The sequence below is a fragment of the Amycolatopsis sp. NPDC089917 genome (assembly GCF_040684635.1).
In the GTDB taxonomy this organism is placed as follows: domain Bacteria; phylum Actinomycetota; class Actinomycetes; order Mycobacteriales; family Pseudonocardiaceae; genus Amycolatopsis.
Genome location: NZ_JBFBGL010000034.1, coordinates 52,460 through 68,305, shown reverse-complemented (window position 1 = coordinate 68,305; position 15,846 = coordinate 52,460). Strand labels below are relative to the sequence as shown.

The 15,846-nt window shown below is 68.6% G+C and carries 16 protein-coding genes; 7 read left to right on the top strand and 9 right to left on the bottom strand.

What is annotated here, in order from left to right; all coding sequences use genetic code 11:
- Positions 1 to 205: 205 nt before the first annotated feature.
- From AB0N89_RS24420 to AB0N89_RS24410, 3 genes are read left to right on the top strand one after another with little or no spacing between them, the layout of a single operon-like run.
- A complete protein-coding gene (locus AB0N89_RS24420; RefSeq protein ID WP_364208090.1) occupies positions 206 to 730 on the top strand; it encodes a PadR family transcriptional regulator in 525 nt (174 codons plus the stop codon).
- Between the two features lie 15 nt (positions 731 to 745).
- On the top strand, positions 746 to 1,426 hold the full coding sequence (locus AB0N89_RS24415) for an ABC transporter ATP-binding protein (RefSeq protein WP_364208087.1): 681 nt from the start codon (positions 746 to 748) through the stop codon (positions 1,424 to 1,426).
- Complete coding sequence (locus AB0N89_RS24410; protein ID WP_364208084.1) at positions 1,423 to 3,651, top strand: FtsX-like permease family protein; 2,229 nt, start codon at positions 1,423 to 1,425, stop codon at positions 3,649 to 3,651. The genes AB0N89_RS24415 and AB0N89_RS24410 overlap by 4 nt, the downstream gene beginning before the upstream one ends.
- Positions 3,652 to 3,690: 39 nt before the next feature.
- Here the strand turns inward: AB0N89_RS24410 and AB0N89_RS24405 are convergent, their stop codons facing one another.
- From AB0N89_RS24405 to AB0N89_RS24390, 4 genes are all read right to left on the bottom strand, one after another.
- On the bottom strand, positions 3,691 to 4,488 hold the full coding sequence (locus tag AB0N89_RS24405) for a TIGR02569 family protein (protein ID WP_364208081.1): 798 nt from the start codon (positions 4,486 to 4,488) through the stop codon (positions 3,691 to 3,693).
- A 310-nt stretch (positions 4,489 to 4,798) separates the two neighbouring features.
- Entirely contained in the window at positions 4,799 to 5,977 is a 1,179-nt protein-coding gene (moeZ, locus tag AB0N89_RS24400; protein WP_093933776.1) for an adenylyltransferase/sulfurtransferase MoeZ, read from the bottom strand.
- Positions 5,978 to 6,095: 118 nt separating this feature from the next.
- Positions 6,096 to 7,268 (bottom strand): DUF3152 domain-containing protein, encoded by a 1,173-nt coding sequence (locus AB0N89_RS24395; protein WP_364208077.1) that lies wholly within the window; start codon positions 7,266 to 7,268, stop codon positions 6,096 to 6,098.
- An 81-nt stretch (positions 7,269 to 7,349) separates the two neighbouring features.
- The gene (locus tag AB0N89_RS24390; RefSeq protein WP_364208074.1) at positions 7,350 to 8,207 is read right to left on the bottom strand and encodes an alpha/beta fold hydrolase; all 858 of its coding nucleotides are present in this window, start codon (positions 8,205 to 8,207) and stop codon (positions 7,350 to 7,352) included.
- 297 nt (positions 8,208 to 8,504) lie between these two features.
- Between AB0N89_RS24390 and AB0N89_RS24385 the strand changes: the two genes are divergently transcribed.
- A complete protein-coding gene (locus AB0N89_RS24385) occupies positions 8,505 to 9,125 on the top strand; it encodes a TetR/AcrR family transcriptional regulator (protein WP_364208071.1) in 621 nt (206 codons plus the stop codon).
- A gap of 269 nt (positions 9,126 to 9,394) precedes the next feature.
- Complete coding sequence (locus AB0N89_RS24380; protein ID WP_364208067.1) at positions 9,395 to 9,931, top strand: carboxymuconolactone decarboxylase family protein; 537 nt, start codon at positions 9,395 to 9,397, stop codon at positions 9,929 to 9,931.
- 68 nt (positions 9,932 to 9,999) lie between these two features.
- Here the strand turns inward: AB0N89_RS24380 and AB0N89_RS24375 are convergent, their stop codons facing one another.
- Together AB0N89_RS24375 and AB0N89_RS24370 are read right to left on the bottom strand one after the other, a co-directional pair.
- Positions 10,000 to 10,923 carry an alpha/beta hydrolase gene (locus tag AB0N89_RS24375; RefSeq protein WP_364208064.1) on the bottom strand — a complete coding sequence of 308 codons (924 nt, stop codon included), beginning with the start codon at positions 10,921 to 10,923 and terminating at the stop codon, positions 10,000 to 10,002.
- Positions 10,920 to 11,828, bottom strand: coding sequence for a diiron oxygenase (locus AB0N89_RS24370; RefSeq protein ID WP_364208061.1), 909 nt, complete (start codon positions 11,826 to 11,828; stop codon positions 10,920 to 10,922). Before AB0N89_RS24370 ends, AB0N89_RS24375 begins: the two co-directional genes overlap by 4 nt.
- Positions 11,829 to 11,878: 50 nt before the next feature.
- On the opposite strand from AB0N89_RS24370, the gene AB0N89_RS24365 reads away from it, so the two are divergent.
- Positions 11,879 to 12,658: a TetR/AcrR family transcriptional regulator gene (locus tag AB0N89_RS24365; RefSeq protein WP_039919883.1), complete on the top strand. Its 780-nt coding sequence runs from the start codon at positions 11,879 to 11,881 to the stop codon at positions 12,656 to 12,658.
- Positions 12,655 to 12,981: a DUF4873 domain-containing protein gene (locus tag AB0N89_RS24360; protein WP_364208057.1), complete on the top strand. Its 327-nt coding sequence runs from the start codon at positions 12,655 to 12,657 to the stop codon at positions 12,979 to 12,981. Before AB0N89_RS24365 ends, AB0N89_RS24360 begins: the two co-directional genes overlap by 4 nt.
- 108 nt (positions 12,982 to 13,089) lie before the next feature.
- Here AB0N89_RS24360 and AB0N89_RS24355 read toward each other — a convergent pair whose 3' ends face one another.
- The 3 genes from AB0N89_RS24355 to AB0N89_RS24345 form a co-directional block, all read right to left on the bottom strand.
- Entirely contained in the window at positions 13,090 to 14,370 is a 1,281-nt protein-coding gene (locus AB0N89_RS24355; protein ID WP_364208054.1) for a DUF418 domain-containing protein, read from the bottom strand.
- Positions 14,371 to 14,485: 115 nt separating this feature from the next.
- Positions 14,486 to 14,716 (bottom strand): DUF3107 domain-containing protein, encoded by a 231-nt coding sequence (locus AB0N89_RS24350; protein ID WP_364208051.1) that lies wholly within the window; start codon positions 14,714 to 14,716, stop codon positions 14,486 to 14,488.
- Positions 14,717 to 14,774: 58 nt separating this feature from the next.
- The gene (locus AB0N89_RS24345) at positions 14,775 to 15,428 is read right to left on the bottom strand and encodes a ferritin-like fold-containing protein (RefSeq protein ID WP_364208048.1); all 654 of its coding nucleotides are present in this window, start codon (positions 15,426 to 15,428) and stop codon (positions 14,775 to 14,777) included.
- Positions 15,429 to 15,846: the final 418 nt, after the last annotated feature.

Below are 15,846 nucleotides of genomic sequence, written 5' to 3'. Positions count from 1 at the left end.
AGGCCGTGTTACCTGGAAACTCCCGAATGTTTCAGGCGTTTGACATTGCCCGCCGCCGATGGACGTCACACCGTGAGGTCGGGCCTCGCCCCTGCGCGACGGCATCGAGGAGCGGCGAGAGTCCCGAGCCCCTCCCCCAACTGTCCTCACCACTCACCAGGACGACTATTCACCATGTGTATAGATCGTGTGTATAGTCGCCCGCATGTCCATCGGGAACACCTTGCTCGGCCTGCTCGAAGCCGGCCCCAAGCACGGTTACGACCTCAAACAGCTCTACGACAAGCAGTTCCGCCAGGACCGGCCGCTGCACTACGGGCAGGTCTACTCGACGCTGAACCGGCTGCTGAAGAACGGTCTCGTCGAGGAGAACGGCGTCGAAGCGGGCGGCGGTCCTGACCGGAAGCGGTACGCGATCACCGAAGCCGGCGTCACCAACGTCGAGGAATGGCTGAAAAGTCCGGAAAGTCCCTCGGTCTACCTGCAGAACACGCTCTACACCAAGGTCGTGCTCGCGCTCCTGTCCGGCCGCGGCGCCCAGGATCTGCTCGACACCCAGCGCGCTTCCCACCTTCGCGCCATGCGTGAGCTCACCGCCCGCAAAACCGACGGCGACCTCGCCGACCAGCTGATCTGTGATCACGCGCTCTTCCACCTGGAAGCGGACCTGCGCTGGCTGGAGCTCACCACCGCCCGGCTCGACGACCTCGCGCGACAGCTGACGCGCTGACCTGGGGACCACAAAGTGGAAACACCGTTGTTACAAGGCTCGGGCCTGTACAAGGCTTTCGGCCCCGATCAGGCGCTCGCCGGGGCCGGGCTGACGCTCGAAGCCGGCGAGATCGTCGCGATCATGGGCCCGTCGGGATCCGGGAAGTCGACTCTGCTGCACTGCCTGTCCGGCATCGTGCGGCCCGACCGGGGCGAGGTGCTGTTCCGCGGCCGCGACCTCGCGACCATGCCCGACGGCGAACGCAGTGCCTTGCGGCGTACCGAATTCGGCTTCGTCTTCCAGTTCGGGCAGCTCGTGCCGGAACTGAGCTGCCTGGAGAACGTCGCGCTGCCCCTGCGTCTGGGCGGGATGAAACGCCGACCCGCCGAGCGGATCGCGCGGACCTGGCTCGACCGGCTGGAGGTCGGCGACTCGGCCGACAACACCCCCGGCCGGATCTCGGGCGGACAGAGTCAGCGGGTCGCCATGGCCAGGGCCTTGATCACCGAACCCGCGGTGATCTTCGCCGACGAACCGACAGGCGCGCTGGACACGCTCAGCGGCGAACTCGTCATGCGTCTGCTGTCCGAAACGGCCAAGCAGACCGACGCCGCCGTCGTTCTGGTCACCCACGAACCGAGGGTGGCCGCCTACTCAGACCGGGAGGTCATCGTGAGAGACGGCAGGACACGTGAACCGGTGGTGACCCGGTGACCGGACGCGAAGACCTGATGCTGGGGTTCCGGCTGGCCGTCGGGGGCGGCCGGGGCTCGATCGTCAGGCTCGTCCTGAGTGCCTTCGGCATCGGGCTGGCGGTGGCGATCCTCCTGACCGGCGCCTCCGCGGGCACCATCAAGGACAACCGTGACCAACGCGTGTTCGCCGCCTCCATCCGGAGCGAACCGATCCCGGGCGTCGACCCGCTGACCTACAGCCGGACGACGACCGACTTCCGCGGTCAGGCGATCTCCTTCATCCACCTGCGGCCCACCGGTCCGAATTCGCCGGTCCCGCCGGGGGTGGACCGGCTGCCCGCGCCGGGTGAGGTCTTCCTCTCGCCGAAGCTGGACGAACTCGTCGCGTCCGACACCAGCGGCCTGCTGCGGCCACGGCTGCCCGGCAAGCAGGTCGGGGTCATCGCCGAAGGGACCGCGCTCAATCCGAACGACCTGGTCGCCTACGTCGGCTCGGACACGCTGCAAGGACCGCCGGCCTACGGCTTCGGCGCCGCACCCGGCTACGACAACATGATCGAACAGGGAGTCCTGGCCCTGCTGCTGATCGGGCTCTTCGTCCTGCTCACACCGGTGTTCGTCTTCATCGGGACGATCTCCCGGCTCGGCGGCGCCGCACGGGACCGGCGGCTCGCCGCGTTGCGGCTGGCGGGCACGTCCGTCCGGCAGCTGCGCCGGATCACCGCGGCGGAATCGCTCGTGGGCGCCGCGGCCGGGCTCGTCGTCGGCGCCGCACTGTTCCTCCTCTTCCGCGGCACGGTGGCGAACTTCCAGGTGTTCCGTTTCGGGCTCTACCCGAAGGACCTCACGCCGTCGTGGCCGCTGGTGGTGCTGATCGTGCTCGTCGTCCCCGCGCTGACGGTGGTGACGGCCTGGTTCGCCCAGCGGCACACGATCGTCGAACCGCTCGGCGTCGTCCGCGAGACCACACCGCCGAAGCGGCGGTTGTGGTGGCGGCTGCTGCCGGCCCTCGCCGGAATCGCCTTGATACTCCCGGGCTTCAGCGTGGCGAACGAACTCGACCGCATGGCGGTGATCGGCGGGGCGGTGTTACTGATGCTCGGGATCCCGGCACTGCTGCCGTGGCTGCTGGAACGCGCCGTTTCCCGGATCAAGGGCGGGTCGCCGTCCTTCCAGCTCGCGATCCGCCGTCTGCAAAGCGACAGCGGGACCCCCGCGCGAGTGGTCGCGGGCCTTTGCGTGGTGCTCGCCGGGGCGATCGGGTTGCAGAGCCTGCTGGCGGGACAGGCGGTACAGGGCGGCTACCCGGACAGGACAGCCGGACGGACGATCGTCTACGCCGAGAGCCCGGTGGCGGACAAGGCGGTGGCCGCGGTGCGCGCGGTACCGGGCGCGGCCGATTTCCAGGCCATGCGCTCGCTGTTCGTCACCATGGACAACGCGCTCTCGTCGTTCGCCGTCGCCGACTGCGCCACGATCGAAGCGGCGGCGGGAGTGACGGGATGCCACGACGGCGATGTGTTCGCCGACGCCCCGTCGTTCCACAAAGGACAGTCGGTGACACTCACCGACCTGGACAAGAAGGAACAGCCCTGGACCATTCCGGCGACGCCGCGACCGCTCGGCTCGAAGCCGTCGGGCATCGCCGAGCACCAAGGGGTGCGCGTGTTCGCGACGCCGTCCGCGATGGCGGGCGTCGATCTGACCGGCGCCTCGGTCACGGTGGCCCTCCGTGACGAGGCGGCGAATCCGGACTTCGTCGAACTGGTGCGGAACTCGGTCGCCCCGTTCGGCTGGCAGGCCAACGTGGCCTCGTACAACAAGAACCGGATCACCGACGAGGCCAGGATGTTCGGGGACGCGCGGGACATCCTGCTCGGCGGCGCGCTGTTCGTCCTGCTGCTGGCCGGGGTGAGCCTGCTGGTGCTCGCGCAGGAACAGGTCCGGGAACGGCGGCGGGCCCTCGGCGCGCTGTCCGCCACCGGGGTCCCGGTGCGCGTGATCCTGCGTTCCCTGGTGTGGCAGAACGGCATCCCGCTGCTGTTGGGGGTGGTGATCGCGACGGCCACCGGGATCGGCGTCGCCGCGATCGGCAGGCGCATGTTCTGGACGTCGCTGTACGTCGACTGGGCCGCGGTCGGGCTGCTCGCCGCGGCGGCGATCGTGATGGTGCTGCTGGTGACGGTGTCGACGCTGCCGTCCGTGCGCTCGGCGGCGAAGACGGAGAGCCTGCGCACCGAGTGATCGAGCCGTGGAGGCCTTCTTCCGGGGGCCTCCACGGCGCTACAAGACGGCGCTCACGTCGCGCGCGGCCGCGCGGAGCCCATCGTGCGCCGCTCGCGTCGACCGCGGGTCGAGGGCGTTGGCGGCCAGGCGGAAGAGGACCGCGCGCAGCAGGAGCTGGGGCCATTCGGGCAGATGCGCCCAGCGTTCGAGCAGGTCTATGGTGGCGCCGCCCCAGGCCAGCGCGTCGACCGCGACGATCGCGGCGCCCCATTCACCCGGCCGGTAGTACGGCACGAAATCGACGATGCCGGGGGCCGCGTCGCCGTCGAACAGCACCCCGGCGAGCAACTCCCCGTGGACGACCTGGTCCGGCAGTTTGACCGGTCTTCGGGAGCCGGCCAGCACCTCGAACCAGCGGCCGCCCTTGTTCTCGTCGAGAGGCATGTCCGCCTCGCCCCAGGCGAGTTTGTCGGCCAGTGCCTCGAGATCGGTGCGCCGTCCCAGGAAGTCCGGCCGCGGCAGTCCCGCCGTCGCCCGGTGCAGTTTGACCGCCGTGTGCACGACCTCGTCGTAGCGGTGCTCGGCCGTCCCGGACACGAACCGGTTCGCCGACCAGCCGCCGACCACCCAACGGCCGTCACTGGACCGGACCGGTTTCGCGACCCGCAGGCCAGGCTCGTCGACGGCTTCCAGCGCCCTCGCCGTCCACAGGGTCCGCGACTTGTCCACGACCGGCTTGAGCACGAGATCGGCGTAACGCCAAGCGGTGGTGCCGGGCATCGGCTCCGCGTCACCGTCACGTCCGCCGAACGCCGAACAGACGTGATCCGGAGGGCTCTCAAGGGTGGCACGCACGGCTCGGCACGTTACCCCGTCTTCCGCGCCACGAACGAGAAGACGCGCTGGTCAGTGAGTAGCGATACGCAAGACACGATCACTCCTGACCAGCCGTTCTTCCGCCGTGATCCCCCGAACGGCTCCGGGCGCGTCCGTGAAGGCCTCCTTGAGGGACCCAGAGTCCGTGAAGGCCTCCTTCACGGACTTCCGCTTATCTCAACATCGAGAGAAACGATAGCAAGGGACCTTTGCTATCGTTCGTTAGCGCACTAACCAACGACAGCAAAGGTCCCTTGCTCTCTTTCCGCTGCTCAGCGGCAGTGAGGCGTCAGTACGTCGGCAGGCTCTGGTCGATCTGCCGCGCCCAAGCCAGCACTCCGCCACCGAGGTGGGTCGCGTCCTTGAATCCGGCCTGGTGCAGCGCGGCGAGCGCCTCCGCCGAACGCGCGCCCGACTTGCAGTGCAGCACGATCGGCTTGTCCTGCGGCAGTTCCGCCAGCGCCTCGCCCGAGAGGATCCGGTCCTTCGGAATCAGCGTCGCGCCCTTGATGTTGACGATCTCGTACTCGTGCGGCTCGCGGACGTCGATGAGAGCGAAGTTGTCGCCGTTGTCGAACTTGGCCTTGAGCTCCGCCGGAGTGATCGTGCTGCCCGCGGCGGCCGAAGCGGCTTCGTCGGACACGACGCCACAGAAGGCTTCGTAGTCGATGAGCCCGGTGATCTTCGGGGTCTCCGGATCCTTGCGGATCTTGACCTCGCGGTACTTCATCTCCAGCGCGTCGTAGCTGACGAGCCTGCCCAGCAGCGGCTCACCGATGCCGGTGATCAGCTTGATCGCCTCGTTCACCATGATCGAACCGATCGACGCGCACAGCACGCCCAGCACGCCGCCCTCGGCGCACGACGGGACCATGCCGGGCGGCGGCGGCTCGGGGTAGAGGTCGCGGTAGTTGAGGCCCTTGCCGTTCGGCGCGTCTTCCCAGAACACGCTCGCCTGCCCCTCGAACCGGTAGATCGAGCCCCACACATAGGGCTTCCCGGTGAGCACGGCGGCGTCGTTGACCAGATACCGCGTCGCGAAGTTGTCGGTGCCGTCGAGGATCAGGTCGTACTGCTCGAACAGCTCCAGCGCGTTCGACGACTCGAGCCGGTCGGTGTGCAGGTGCACCTTCACGAACGGGTTGATCTCGGCGATCGTCTCCTGCGCCGACGCGGCCTTGAGCTTGCCGATGTCGGACTGGCCGTGGATGACCTGGCGGTGCAGATTCGATTCGTCGACCTCGTCGAAGTCGACGATGCCGAGCGTGCCGACCCCGGCCGCGGCCAGGTACAGCAGCGCCGGGCTGCCGAGGCCACCGGCGCCGATGACCAGCACCTTGGCGTTCTTCAGCCGCTTCTGCCCGGTCACCCCGACGTCCGGGATGATCAGGTGACGGCTGTACCGGGCCACCTCTTCCTTGGTGAGCTCGGCGGCCGGCTCGACGAGCGGCGGCAGCGTGCCTGACATCGGGTCCTCCATCTCGCGTGGATCGCGGGTCGCATCCCAGTATCTACAACAAGAGAGGGCGGAAACGACTTCCCCTGTTTCATATCCTGGGATGTTCCAGCAGGTGAGACGTCGGGCACTAAGGTGTCGGGTTCGGCCAGGAGCCGGGTTTGCAGACCTTGCCGTCGGCGGGCACCCTGCCGCGGTCCCCTCCGGGAAGGTCGTTCAACTGCGCGACGTAGTCGTTGGACACGCCGAAGGTCTGCTGCATCATGACCGGCGCCATCGCGCCGTTCTCGGGGCAGCCCACGTGCTTTCCGCCCAGGGCGTGGCCGACTTCGTGGTTGATCGCGTACTGGCGGTACGACACCATGTCGGTCTGGAACGCCACCGCCCCGCGCACCCAGCGGGCGAGATTGATCACCACGCGCTTGTCGAAGCTCGACCGGTAGCACGAGGTCTCGTAGGTGATCTGGAACATGCAGACGTCCGCGCGGTGCGTCGTGTTCGGTGTGGTGAGACTCACCCGGAAGTTGGGGTTCGGGTAACTCGCGTCGACGCGCTGGAGTGCCTTCTTGCCGTCCCACGTCCAGCTCTTGGGATCGGACAGGGTCTCCTCGACCGACCTGGCGAAGCTGTCGTCGCCCATGTAGCTGGCCGGATCGATGCCGTCCTCGACCTCGACGGTGTACGTGTACAGCTGTCCTGTACCGACCTTCGCACCCTTGCCCGGCACCACGTGATAGGTGCCCTGACCGGACTCGGTGAAGTTGGACCCCTTGGGCAGTTCGGCGGTCGGGATCTTGAGGTCGACCGGTTTGGCCGGGTTCTCCGGGAGGACGTCGCCGCTGCCGTCGACACCGGCACCGCTTTCGCCGCCGTCACCACCCGAACTGTCGGACGAAGCGACGCTCGTCCCGTCGGAGGCGATCGGCTCGGCCGGGCCGGTGGCGGTGTTGAACACGACCAGCGCGGTGATCACCACGAGGATCGGCAGCGCGTACACGCGCCAGCCGTAGGTCTTGGCGAAATGGCCGATGCCGCCCTTGTTCTTGCGCTTGGCGGCCTTGGACCCGGCGTCACCGGACTCGTGCGGCTTCCAGGACGCGCTGAGCGGCTGGGCGCTGGTCCGGCGGCCGCCCGGGCGGTAGCGGTCTTCGTCGAGCCGCTGCGACGGCGGCGTCGTCGGCCGGTACTGACCGGTTCGCGGGGCATCCGAGGACCGGGCCTGGGAGCGCGGCGGACGGCGAGCGGAGGCGGAGTACTGAGACCGCCGACCTTCGCCTTGCGCGCCTTGCTTTACCCGATCCACGCGCACCAGAGTGCCATAACCGAACTGTGATGTTGTGAGCGACCGGCGCATCGCGCGGCGTGTCCCGCCCACCCGAATGGGCTACCAGGTGCCCGATTCGACCGCTTCCCACATCGCCAAAACGGCTTTCGCTACGACATTCGGGCGTTCCATCTGCGCCACGTGGCCGGTTCGGGGGAGAACGAGCAACCGGGCGTGCGGAAGTAGCCGAGCGGTCCGCTCCGCGCGCCGGACGGAGATCACCCGGTCGTGCTGCCCCCACACGACGAGAGCAGGCGTGGAGACGGTCGGCGCGACGGCCCACAGCGACGCTGGACCGCGCGCGGACCACGTCCGGAAGATGCCGAACGTGCTGCGCGCCAGCGCGGGGGCGGCCCAGGCGAACCCGGCACGGGCGCTGTGCTCCTGCTCGAGTTCGTCCAGCCGGCTTTCGGCGAAGCGGGACGGATCGGCGAAGCACAGCTTGATGACCTGCATCGCGCGCTCGCGCGGGCCGAGCGCGGCCAGCTGACGGCGCACCCGCGGGCCGACCAGCGGCAGGTACGCGAACGCCATCCGCGGGTCGGACAGCCGCTTCATGCTGGGACGCAGATCCGGCATCGCGGGCGAGATCAGCGTCAGTGTCTTCACCAGCTCCGGGCGTCGGGCCGCGACGAGCAGCGCGACCGCGCCGCCCATGGAGTTGCCGAGCAGGTGCACGGGCCCGGTTTCGAGGCTCTCGATGTGGCTCGCGACGACCTCGGCGTGCGCGTCGAGGCTGAAGTCGAAGCCGTCCGGCGGCTCTGAATAGCCGAAGCCGGGCAAATCGACCGAAGTGCCTCCCGCCTGGGGCGCCAGCAGCGCGGCGAGGTCGGTCCAGTTCGTGGACGAGCCGCCGAGCCCGTGGACGTAGACCGCCGTCGCCGGGCCACCCGGTGTCCTGCGGATGTGCAATTTCACCCCGCCGACACCTATTGTTTCCCCGGGCCAAGGTGGCGGCGCGGGGTCCAGCGACGGCAACGACCTGCGCGACAGCGGTACGTGGGTCAGCGGCGGACGACCCCGGGCGGCACGGGAAACTGAAGAAGACACAGCGTCAAGGATGCCCGACCCTTGGCGGTCCGGCCGTACCGGCGAGTAATCTTGAGCTCACTTCACGCGGCGGTGACCCCGCCCCGCGGAGCCCGCTCGACTGCGCTGATGAGTCCAAGGCTGACGCGTTCTCGGCGGAGACGAGTGCCTCGAACTGGAGGAACGATGACAGAAATGGCGCGACTGGCCCGAGGCGTCCGGCTGCCCAGAACGGAACGCCGCGCCCAGCTGCTGGCCGCCGCGCAGCGTGTGTTCGCCGCGAACGGCTACCACGCCGCCGCGATGGACGAGATCGCCGAAGAGGCCGGAGTCAGCAAGCCGGTCCTCTACCAGCACTTCCCCGGCAAGCTCGACCTCTACATCGCGCTGCTGGAGAGCCACGTCGACGAGCTGGTGCGGCGGGTCACGGAAGCACTCGACTCCACGACGGACAACAAGCAGCGTGTCCCGGCGACCGTCGGCGCGTTCTTCGACTTCGTCAACAACGACGCCGGCGCGTTCCGCATGGTCTTCGAGTCCGATCTGCGCGGCGAGCCCGCCGTGCAGGAGGCGGTGGACCGGGCGACGTCGGCCAGTGTCGACGCGATCACCGAGACCATCACCGCCGACGCGGGCCTCGATGAGGACAAGGCGCGGCTGCTCGCCGTCGGCCTGGTGGGCCTCTCACAGGTCAGCGCGCGGTTCTGGCTGGCGCACCACAAGTCGATGAGCCGCGAAGAGGCCGTCGCCCTCACCGCCAACCTCGCCTGGCGAGGCATCGGCGGTGGCTTCCCGCTCCAGCACTGATCGCGTTTCGTCCTCTGAATGCGGCCCTTGCGCAACGCGACCACCGCGTTCAGAGGACGAAGTGCGTGGGTTGCCGGCGGCGGGCGCGCCCGGCGCCAGTCGGGGCAGGCCCAGGTACTCGCGCGCGGCCCGCGAGGGGGCGGATTCGGACGATCACGATGCCCCCTCGTGCGTGTCCATCCGACTCAACCACGAACGGCGGCACCGGGCCAGGCCCGTTCTCGGCTATGAATCGGGCGATCACTTTGCCGATCCGCGAGGAGTCCCCCATGCCCCACATCGCGCTCGACGAGAACCTGCCCGGCATCACCGCCTTGTTCGCCTACCGGCCGGAAACGGCGGCGCCGCTCGGGCAACTCGCCGAAGTCCTGCTTCGCGGCCCGAGCAGCCTCAGCGTGGGCGAACGCGAGCTGATCGGCGCGGTCGTCTCGCGCGGCAACGACTGCACGTTCTGCTCGCGCAGTCACGCCGCCGTCGCGGCCGAAGCGCTCGAAGGCGGCATGCCGGTCGTCGAAGCGGCTTGGACGGACGTCGACGGCGCGCCCGTGTCCGCGAAGGTGAAGGCGCTGCTGCACGTCGCGCTCGCCGTCCGCGAAGGCGGGAAATCCGTGAGCGAAGACCTGATCGCCGCCGCCCGCGCCGAGGGCGCGACGGATGTCGAAATCCACGACACGGTCCTGATCGCGGCCGCGTTCTGCATGTTCAACCGCTACGTCGACGGGCTGGCGACCATCGCGCCGGACGACCAGGACGCGTACCAGGCGACGGGCGTCCGCCTGCTGGAAAACGGCTACACCCGCCTCTGAACGGAGCAAGGGACCTTTGCTGTCGCCTGCCCCACCGAGAGCGACAGCAAAGGTCCCTTGCTCCCTTTTCAGACCCTCGCGGCGCGGCGGACGAGTGCCGCGATGCGATCTGAAACCTCTTGCGCCCGCTCCTGCGGCAGCATGTGCCCAGCGCCCGGGTACCGCACGAATTCGGCCTCCGGCAGCGCGTCGGCGATGACCTTGGCGTGCGGGGTCGGGCAGAGCCGGTCCCGCTCCCCCGACAGCACGATCACCGGTTTCCCCTGCAGCGCGGACAGCGTGACGCGGCAGTCGTGCCGCGAGATCGCGTCCTGGAATCCGGCGACGCTCGCCGGATGCGCGCACAGCAGCTGTTCGGCGACCGAGTCCACATCGGCCCGCCGCGGACGCCGTCCGAAGACGAGCAGCCGCGCGCCGGGGCGCACCACGGACAGCGGCAACGGCAAGGCGTCCCGACGGTTCTTCGCGAGCAGCTTCGCGAGCCTCCGTTCGAACCTCGCCGCGCCACTGCCCGCGATCCCCGGCAGGCCGAGGGTGATCCGGTCCATCTCACCGGACGATGTGGCGACGAACGCGACCCCTGCGACGCGCCGGGCCACGAGGTCGGGGTGCCTGCGGGACAACTCCATGATGGTCATCCCGCCCATGGAGTGACCGGCGAGCACGAGCGGCCCGTTCGGAACGCGGTCCTGGATCAGCTCGGCGAGGTCGTCGGCGAGGGTCGCGATCGTGGCCGTCCCCGGTTTCGCCGGCGCGGAACCGCCGTGCCCGCGCAGGTCGTAGCGCAGGGTCCGGACGGAATCGCCGAGCCGCGAGGCCACGCCGTCCCAGGTCCGGTGGTCCTGGGTCCAGCCGTGGACGAGGACCAGCGTGAGTTCGGAGTCGGCGGGGCCGCTCGTCTCGACGTGCAGGGCGGTGCCGTCACCGGTCACGAAGCGGTGCTCGCGGGACGGGTCCCACGAGACGGTGCCGCGCTGCTTGACGCCCCTCATCGCTTCCCCGGCAGCAGGAAGGACTTGCGCCAGAAGTACATGCCGGGCTTGCCGACCAGACCGGATTCCTGCAGGAACGGCATGATCTTCTCGCCCGCCCACTGGATGCTTTCGCGCCAGTGGGGATTGCTGAGCGCGGCTTCGACACCGTCACGCGGCCGGATGCCGACCGCCTTGTAGACGCGCGGGTTGATGAAGGCCCGGGTCACGAAGTACGAGATCAGCGCGATGATGAACTGCTGATAGACGATCTCCTTCTTCGTCAGCTTCGCCATCCCGCGAGTGACCTCTTCGCGGGCGAAGGTGACGTGCCGGGCTTCTTCGAGAACGTGGATCCGGTTGACCATGCGCACCAGCGGCTGGATGTCCGGGTCGTTCATCTGCTCGCGCTGAAGCCGGTCGAGGACCTCTTCGGCGACGAGGATCGCGCCGTAGCGCGCGGGCCCGTAGCTGATCGACGGCATCAGTTTCGCCAGCCGCCGCAGCCACGGCACGGGCCCGTAGGACGGGCAGCCGATCCGCGAAGCCATCCGCGCGAACATCGTCGAGTGACGGCATTCGTCCGCGATCTCTGTCAACGCGTACTGCGCGTGCGAGCTGGTCGGGTCTTCTTCGTAGACCTCTTTGAGCAGCATCTGCATCAAGAGGATTTCGAACCACAGCCCGGTCGTGGCGACGCTCGCGACCTCGTGCTTGCCGAGTTCGATGCGCTGCTCTTCGGAGAGCGAGTCCCACAGCTTCGTGCCGTAGAGCGAAGAACGGTGTGCCGGGATGAAGCGCTTCCCGTCCACGAGCGGAGCGTTCCAGTCGATGTCGACGTCGGGGTCGTAGAACTTGTTGGCGGAAGACTTCAGCAGCCGCTCGGCCGTCTTCTCCCGGTCTGTCTCTTTCAGCGCCCGCGTCATTGCCGACACACCCCTATCTGTAACTCGCGGTAACAGTTACCTCTGGTAGCATGACTGGGGTGATCGAACGTGTCAAGCGCAACAGCAAGCAGTCGAGCAAGCACCCCACGGCGGGTGAGGCCGACACGGGTGACGCCCGTCGCGACCGCTGGCGCAAGCACCGGATCGCGCGCCGCGCGGAGTTCGTCGAGGCCGCCCTCCGCGCGCTCGACTCGCACGGCCCGGACCTCGGCATGGAGGACGTCGCCGCCGAGGCGGGCGTCACGAAACCCGTGCTGTACCGGCACTTCGACGACAAGGCGGATCTGTACGTCGCGCTCGGGCAGCGCGGCACGGAGATCCTCTTCCAGCGGCTGATCCCGGCGATCAACTCCGAGCTGGCCCCGGTCCCCCGGATCCGGATGGCGCTCGACTCGTTCTTCAGCGTCATCGAGGAGCACCCCAACCTGTACCGCTTGCTCGCGCGCGGCGGCCTGCAGGAGAAGGTGCTCGTCAAATCCGACGTCGTCGCCGAGGACAAGGAACTGATCGCCACCGCGCTGACCGCGCTGCTCGGCGACTACATGCGGATGTTCAACATGGACTCCGGCGCCGCCGAACCTTGGGCGCACGGCATCGTCGGCATGGTGCAGAGCACCGGCGAATGGTGGCTGGACCGGCGCTCGATGGGCCGCGACAGCGTCGTCGAATACCTGACGCAGATCATCTGGGCCGCGATCGACGGCCTCTCCCGGCAGCAGGGCATCGTCATCGACCCGAACCTGCCGCTCGAAGAGAACAAGGTCGTCCAGATGCGGAAGACCCAGGAAAACCAGGCGGAGGGGCAATGAGCGAGCACGACGAAGACGGCTACGTCGGCGAAGCGGTCCTCGTGATCGACGGAGCCGAGATCACGGCCACGGTCGACCTGCGGGGCTATTTCCAGCCCATCGACGGGTACTACCGCTGGTACGGGCGCGTGGCCACCAACGAGCAGGTGTCCGCGGCCGCAGGCGGCAAGAAGACCGCCGTCGAGATCCGCGCGGGCGAGTACACCGCGAAGGGCGAACTCTCCGACCCGGACCCGTGGGACCGCTACCGCATCATGGGCACCAGCACGCCGCCCTTCCACGTGCCGACCAGCCTCGAAGAGCTGAACGAACTCAACGCCTGACACCTCTCCTCCAAAGTCCGTGAAGGCCTCCTTGAGGGACCCAGGGTCCCTCAAGGAGGCCTTCACGGACTTTCGGCCACCCCGCGCGACAGCAAGGGACCTTTGCGTTCAGCCCCGCCGCTGAGCAGGCACCCGCGCATCCGCGAAGAGATGCTTCGGCCAGCTCGAAAGCTTGTTCATCGCCCATTCCAGCGGCCCGCGCCCGACGAACTTCCGCCACAGCACCGCGCCGGTCAGCGCGACCACCGAGAACTCGACGAAGTGCAGCACGCTGAAGATCGAGTCGCCGTCGCTCCCGTCCCACAGCAGCGCGATCGCCACGAAATGCAGCACGTACGCGCTCAGCACCCGCCCGCCCAGGTCCGAAAGCGGCCGCAGCACGCGCTCGAACTTCGGCATCAGCAGCTGGCAGCCCCCGATCACCGCCGCCGCGATCCCGATCGAGATCAGCAGGTCGAACGGCGTGTACGAAGTCCCCGTCGGCAGCAGTTCCCAGGCCCAGCTGGTGGTCGGCGGCGTGCCGTGGATCCAGGTCTGGTGCAGGCGGAAGAACTCCTGCGGCGTCATCCCCATCTGCGCGGCGGCCGGTTCCAGTGACCGGTAGACGGCCTGCATGCCGCCAAGCGGCCCGGTCGCGATCCAGGACACGAGGTACCCGCCCACCGCGAGCCCCGACCCGCCGAAGAACAGCCGGCGGCACACGCTGCGCGAAGTCAGATCCATCCGCCCGATCGCCATCCCCGCGAACACGTACGCTATCAGCGTCAGCGCGGGGAAGGTCCCGGTCAGCACGAGCACGGTCGCGGCCTTCAGCAGCCCGGTCGACGTGACGTCGTCCGCGGTCAGGTCCGGCGCGAAGAAGAGCAGGTCACGGGGCAGCAGCTGGATCCGGATCAGATGCGACAGCAGCGGGCCCACCACGGCGACGACGACCGAGGCGATCGCCAGCGCCTTCGCACCCGCGCGCAGCCAGGGGATCGCGAAGAGGAAACAGGCCCCGTAGTAGGCCAGGATCACCATGTAGCCGGTCTCGAGGCTGGTCAGCCACAGCCCCAGCGCCACCAGCAGCGGGGCGCGGGTAGCCAGCTTCAGCGCGACGCGCGTGCGGTCGCGGCCCAGTTTCGGGCGGCGGCCGCCGGACATCAGCGCGATGGAGACGCCGGCCAGCACCGCGAACAGCGCCGCGGAGTGGCCTTCGAACGGCTTGAACAGCACCCCGACGCCGCCTTTGGCGGGTTCGGGGCCGACATGCACCGCGTACATGCCGAGTACGGCCAGGCCGCGGGCGACGTCGATGCCGGTCAGCCGCCCCGCGACCCGTTTGCCTTGTCCGGGAACAGTTCGCGCGCTGTCGACCAGCGCGCGGTCCATCACAGTGACGCCGTCCACCTCATCTCTCGGCTAGCCCCCTTGCCGTCCCCGCCTTAGCGTGACGATCAAATCTGAGAGCTGGCTGAGACGCAGCGGTGACGCCACTGTGACATGCGACTATGACCCGATCGGGTCAGCCACCGACGGCGAAACCGACCTTGCGGACGTCCGACGGCGCGATCTCCACGTAGGAGATCCGCTCGGTGGGCACGATGTACTTGCGGCCCTTTTCGTCGTCGAGGCGGAAGATCCCGTCGCCGGCCCTCAAGGCGTTCGCGACCAGTTCCTCGACCTCGTCGGGCGACTGGCTGCTGGACACCACGAGCTCTCGCGGCGTGTCCTTGATGCCGATCTTGACCTCCACGTGGGACCTCCGCTTGAAAGTTCGAAATTCACTGGTACGCCAAGGCTAGCCGAAGGCCTCAGCCGAGCCCCAGCACCTGCATGCGCTTGGTGTGCCCCTGCTGCAACCGGCGGAAGAGCGCGGCGATTCCCGAAAGGTCGCCCGAGCCCTGGACGATCAGTTCGGCGAGCCCGTCCCGCTCCGCGACGACGTACTGGGCCTGCGTGAGCGCCTCCCCCAGCAGACGACGGCCCCACAGCGCGAGCTTGTCGCGCGCCTTGGGGTCCGCCTCGATCCCGGCCGCCACCTCGCGCTCGGCGAACGCCGAATGCCCGGTGTCGGCGAGCACGGTGAGCACCAGGTCCTTGGTCTCGGGGTCGAGCCAGCTGGCCATCTCGCGGTAGAGGTCCGCCGCGAGCCCGTCGCCGACGTAGGCCTTCACCAGTGATTCGAGCCACGATCGCGGCGCGGTGGAGGCGTGCCAGGCGTCGATGTGCCCGACGAAGGGCCGCATCGCGTCCTCGATGGCGACGCCGTGCCCCGCGAGGTGCTTGGCGAGCAGGTCGTAGTGCCCGATCTCGGCGGCCGCCATGGACGCCAGCGCGGCCCGTCCGGCCAGCGTCGGCGCGGTGCGCGCGTCCTCGGCCATGCGATCGAATGCGGACAATTCCCCATAGGCGAGTACGCCGAGCAAATCGACTACGCCTTCACTGATCTGCTTTGCCTCCGTCACGGCGGAAAGAGTATCCCCGAACACACTCGCCCGGCCGGGAAGAGACCGATCCCACCTCCCGACACGCCGGGGGACTTTCCTAAAACCGCAGACCAGGTACACTGACGGCCGGATACGACGGATCTTCCGTCCCGGATCGGGACGCCGCTACGGCTGAAGGACAGCCGATGTGGCCCCGGTCAGCACAAGAATGATGTGCGTGCACGCCATCCTGCGGCATTCCCACGAAGGGCCGCTTCAGCGCCAGTAGCGCGGAGCCCGAGCGAATTTTCGTGGTCGAGTGTCGATCGGTGACCAGGGCAGTGCGCGCTGGTCACGAGAGAGGCGAGCACCCTGACCACGAACGAAACCACAACCGAACAGAACACCACCACCGGCGTCCCGGCCGCCGTCGCGCTGGAGCACAGCGAGACCGGCC